This is a genomic window from Mycolicibacter senuensis (assembly GCF_003284925.1).
GTDB lineage: Bacteria > Actinomycetota > Actinomycetes > Mycobacteriales > Mycobacteriaceae > Mycobacterium > Mycobacterium algericum_A.
In genome coordinates this window covers 1-4,596 of the sequence record NZ_QMEX01000206.1, presented here as the reverse complement: position 1 = coordinate 4,596, position 4,596 = coordinate 1, and the positions used below count along the sequence as shown (strand labels likewise).

Below are 4,596 nucleotides of genomic sequence, written 5' to 3'. Positions count from 1 at the left end.
CTACCTGCATCGAGCTTGGTAGCCGGTCGGCGATCATCGTCGCCAATGCGGCGGCGCCGCCGGCTCCCACCGGGGCGTCGATCACCACCGCGGCGTCCGGGCCGGGAGAAGCCACCAGCACGCGGCGAGCCACCGCCGCGGCCACCTCGTCGGGCGGACCGATCCGCGGCTCGGCGGTGATCCCGGCGCCGCTGACGGCCACCAGCCCGGCGGCGATCTCGACGACGGCCGCCGCCGCAAAGCTGTCGAACAGCAGCCGGGAACGCGTCACGGTGATGATGTCCTCGGTCAGACCGCGCGCCGCGGTGGTGAGCAGCTCGACCCGCCGGTCAGGCCACCATGACGGGTGCACGATCACCATCGATGCGACGGCCGACGGGCAGGCCAGCACGCCGCGCAGCAGCTCGGGCACCTCGACGGGCCGGCCGTCGACCAGTGCGAACGGCTCGTCGATCCACTCCATCGCCGCCGTGGCGCCAGCCGATTCAGCTGTGCCGCAACACAGTCGGTGCACAGTCGCAGGGCCGGCCTCGATCACGGCACGGTGCGTCACGGCTCCCACGCCACCTGGATCAGCCGCTGCCCGCCGGCCCGGGTGACCAGGGTGCCGCGCCCGGGCGGCAACGGGCCCGGCCGCACCGCACCGATCAGCGGGGTGTCGGCCGCGTCACCGCTCATCGTCAGCCCCATGGCACCCAGGTCGTGCAGTGCGGCCAGCACCGGCTCGTACATCGAACGCGCCGCCCCGCCGCTGCGGCGCGCAATCACCAGGTGCAAGCCCAGATCGCTTGCGTGCGGCAGGTATTCCAACAGCGGAGTCAGCGGGTTGCCGCCCGCGGCGGCGACCAGGTCGTAGTCGTCGACCAGTACATACAGGTCCGGTCCCGACCACCAGGACCGGTCACGCAGTTGTTGGGCGTCGATGTCCGGTCCGGGTATCCGCCGGGCCAATCGGTCGGCAAGGGCGGCCACCAGGGGCGCGCACGACGCAGCCGACATCGCGTAGCCGGCCCGGTACTCGGTGGCAACGACCCCGAGCAGGCCGCGTCGATAATCGACCACCAGCAGCTGCGCCTGCTGTGGGCCACGGGTCCGCGCCAGTTCCCGGCACAGCGTGCGCAACACGGTGGTCTTGCCGCACTCGTTGTCGCCGAGGATCAGCAGGTGCGGTTGCCGACCGAAATCGACTGTCACAGCGCCGCGCTCGTCGACGCCCAGCACCGGGTGGTCAACGCCGGCGGTCAGCGCCGCCCGGTGCACCACCGTCGGCAGCAGCGGTATGGGCGCCACCGTGTAGTCGTCGCGCCGCAACGGCTCCCAGTCTCGTGGGCGCGCCACCAGCAGGTGCAGGCCCTCAGCTGTCAGGCCCCGCCCGGGCCGGTCGGCGGGCACCCGCTGCGCCTGACGCCGGTCCAGCTCGGATTCGGCCGGATCGCCCAGCCGCAGTTCGATCCGGGTGCCGATCAGATCCCGCAACGCCGGCCGGATCTCGGCCCACCGCGACGCGGACAGCACCAGGTGAACGCCGTGGGACAGGCCGCGCGCGGCAACGGCGGTGATCGTTGCCTCGACATCGAATTCGCGGCACAGCGCCGCCCATCCATCAATCACCAAAAATACGTCGCCGGCCGGGTGACCGCCGGCCGCTTCGCACCGCGCCTCCCGCCGTTCCAAGATCGCCTCCAGCTCGGCGACGGTGCGCCGCACCAGTTCCGGCTGGCCACGGCCGGCCACCGTTCCCACCTGCGGCAGTGAACCCAGCGCGGCGAGGCCACCGCCACCGAAGTCCAGGCAGTACAACGCCACCCGCCTGGCGTCGTGGGTGGCGCTCAGCGCGGCGATCAGCGTGGACAGCGTCGTCGACTTACCCGACTGCGGCGCGCCGACGACGGCGACGTGCCCGGCGGCACCGTCCAGCCGGATCAGCAGCGGGGTGCGCCGCTGCTCGAAAGGGCGGTCGACGATCCCGATCGGCACCCTCAGATCGGGAGAGCCGCCGTCGAGCAGCTCGCCCAACGCCGGTGAGTCGCCCAGCGGCGGCAGCCACACCTGTCGGGCTGGCGGGCCGTGGCCGGACAATCGCTGCAGGACCGCCTGCAGCACGATACGCCCGGCAGCTCGCGGCTCCGGCCCGACCGGGCCGATCGGCGCGGCGGTGAACAGCCGAACGTGGCTCGGCGCCGGTCGCGGGATGGGGCATGCGCCCGAGACGTAGGCCGTCTGAAATCGCCGCAACTCACCGTCGGCGGTGCGCAGGAAACCCGAGCCGGGGGTGTTGGGCAGCTCGTAGGCGTCCGTGGTGCCCAGCACCAGTCGCGATTCGGCGGCCGACACCGTCTTGAGGCACACCCGGTAGGACAGGTGCGACTCCAGGCCGCGCAGCCGGCCCTCCTCGAGCCGCTGGCTGGCCAGCAGGAGGTGAATCCCCAAGGACCGCCCCAGCCGGGCGATCGCGACGAACATGTCGATGAAATCTGGCTGTTGATCGAGCAATTCGGAGAATTCGTCGACGATGACGAGCAGGGCGGGCAGCTCGGGCCGCTCGGGCAGTGCCGCTGCGGCAGGCCGCCGGGCCTGCCGGTAGCCGCTGATCCCCGCCACCCCGGCGGCGCGCAGCAGTTCCTGGCGCCGTTGCATCTCACCGGTCAGCGCTTCGCGCATCCGTTCCACCAGCGGCGCCTCATCGGCCAGGTTGGTGATCACCGCGGCCACATGGTGCGCGTCCTCGAATCCGAGAAACGTCGCGCCACCCTTGAAGTCGATGAGCACCAGGTTCAGGTCCGCCGGCGAATGCCGGACCATCATGCCGAGCACCAGCGTGCGCAGGAACTCCGATTTCCCCGAGCCAGTGGCGCCGATGCACAGCCCGTGCGGGCCGCTGCCTTCTTCGGCGGCCTCCTTGATGTCCAGCCGCACCGGGTCGCCCTGCGGGTCGGTGCCGATCGGAACGCTCAGCCGCTGCGCCGGTGCGCCGCGCCACACCGCGGGCGGGTCGAACTCGTCGACGGCGCCGATGCCCACCAGCTGCGCCCAGCTTCTCGGGCCGCCCGGTTGCACCGCCTTGCAGCCGGCCAGTCGCTGGGCGCACGCCAGCGCGGCCGCGGTGCCGAGGAAATCCGGGCGGGCACCGTCGCAATCGCCCAGCGTGGTCGTGCTCACTTCCAGCGTGCTCGTGCTCACCCGAAGCCGCCGGGCCCGGCCGGCATCCCAGGCCGCTGCTTCGGTCAGCGCCAGTCCCATGACCGGGTCGTCGATGACCACCACCGCCGGGCGGCCGGCCAACGCGGCTTGCGCAGCGGCCAGATCGGGGTAGGTCAGCCGTAACGGTCCGGTGGCGTCGACGGCCGACGGATGCTGATGGTGGGGAAGCCATTTCAGCCAGTCCCAGTGTCCGGGCGGGTCGTCGACGACTGCTGCGATCAGCAGCGCGTCGGGGCCGTGCAGCGTCGCGAGCTGGCAGATCATCGCCCGCAGCAGGCCGCGCGCCCGGCCCCGGTCGCCGTCTAACTGCAACGGCGCCGACCCCGGCAGCGGCATCGTGATCGGCACCTCGGGCACCGTCGCGTGGGTGTGCAGGAAGCGGCGCAGCGCGGTCGTGGTGACGGGGTCGGCGCGGCCGGCCGGCGCGTCGGGTGGCGGTATCAGCCGGGTCGCCAGGGCGACCGGGCCAATGCCCACCCGGACTCGGCCGGCCTCGGCGTCACCGGGCCGGCGCTGCCACATCCGGTCACTGCCTACCAACGTCCACAACGCTTCGGGGTCCGGGTGCGCCCACACCAGAAACGAACGTTGCGTTGCGGCGGTCGCGGTAACCGACTCCCGCAGCGCAGCCAGATAACCCAGGTAGTCGTCCCGGTTACCGTCCAGATCGTCGCTGCTTCGCCCGGCCAGCACCGCTGCCGCCGCAGACGCCAGCATCAGCAGCGGCAGCAACGCGAACATCGGGCTGCGCGCAACCGGCGAACCCGAGCGGTAGAGCACCGCGGTCATGACGAGCATCCCCACCGACATGACAACCGGCAGTAGCCGGGTCAGCGCCACCGGGGAATTCGGGCGCTGCACCGGGGGCGGTGCCGCGACGGTGATTTCACCGGACGGCGGCGCCGGCGGCGGGCTCGCGACACGTCCCAGCTCGGTCATCGGCCACACCGTAAACAGCCGCCGAATCACTCGGCAAGTCAGCTGTGGAACACCGAAATCACGCGGTCTGCCGTCGCGGTAGCGTTCGCGCAACGCGAGCGCGAGGAGGCGGCGGTGGCTGGTTCGGATTCGGGTCTGCGGCGGGTCGCGGTCTACGCCGACACCGGTCACGCCGATCTGGCGCTGCCGGCTGCGGTCCCGGTGGCGCTGCTGGTCGGCGCCGTCGTCGACCTCGTCTCGGGAAGCGAGGGCCCGCAGCCGGCATCGGTCCCCGCCGGTCCGCTGCCACTGCGCCCCTACCGGCTCGCGCAACCCGGCCGCCCGCCGTTGGACGGCTCGAAGACATTGGGGCAACAGGGGATCTGCGACGGTGCCGTGCTGGTGCTGACATGCGCCGACGACATCGCACCGGAACCGCGTTTCGACGAGCCCGCCGAGCCCACCAATTCGAACCTG

General features: G+C 72.1%; 2 protein-coding genes and 1 pseudogene. 1 reads left to right on the top strand and 2 read right to left on the bottom strand.

Going from position 1 to position 4,596, the window contains the following annotated elements; all coding sequences use genetic code 11:
* Both DQP56_RS22630 and eccCb read right to left on the bottom strand, forming a co-directional pair.
* Positions 1–553, bottom strand: a pseudogene (locus tag DQP56_RS22630) (type VII secretion-associated protein); the annotation flags it as partial.
* The gene (gene eccCb / locus DQP56_RS22625; protein ID WP_112689236.1) at positions 550–4,140 is read right to left on the bottom strand and encodes a type VII secretion protein EccCb; all 3,591 of its coding nucleotides are present in this window, start codon (positions 4,138–4,140) and stop codon (positions 550–552) included. The gene eccCb and the pseudogene DQP56_RS22630, both read right to left, overlap by 4 nt.
* Positions 4,141–4,254: 114 nt before the next feature.
* Between eccCb and DQP56_RS24495 the strand changes: the two genes are divergently transcribed.
* Positions 4,255–4,596: EsaB/YukD family protein (locus DQP56_RS24495; protein ID WP_205868960.1), on the top strand; the 342-nt coding region annotated here is incomplete at its 3' end.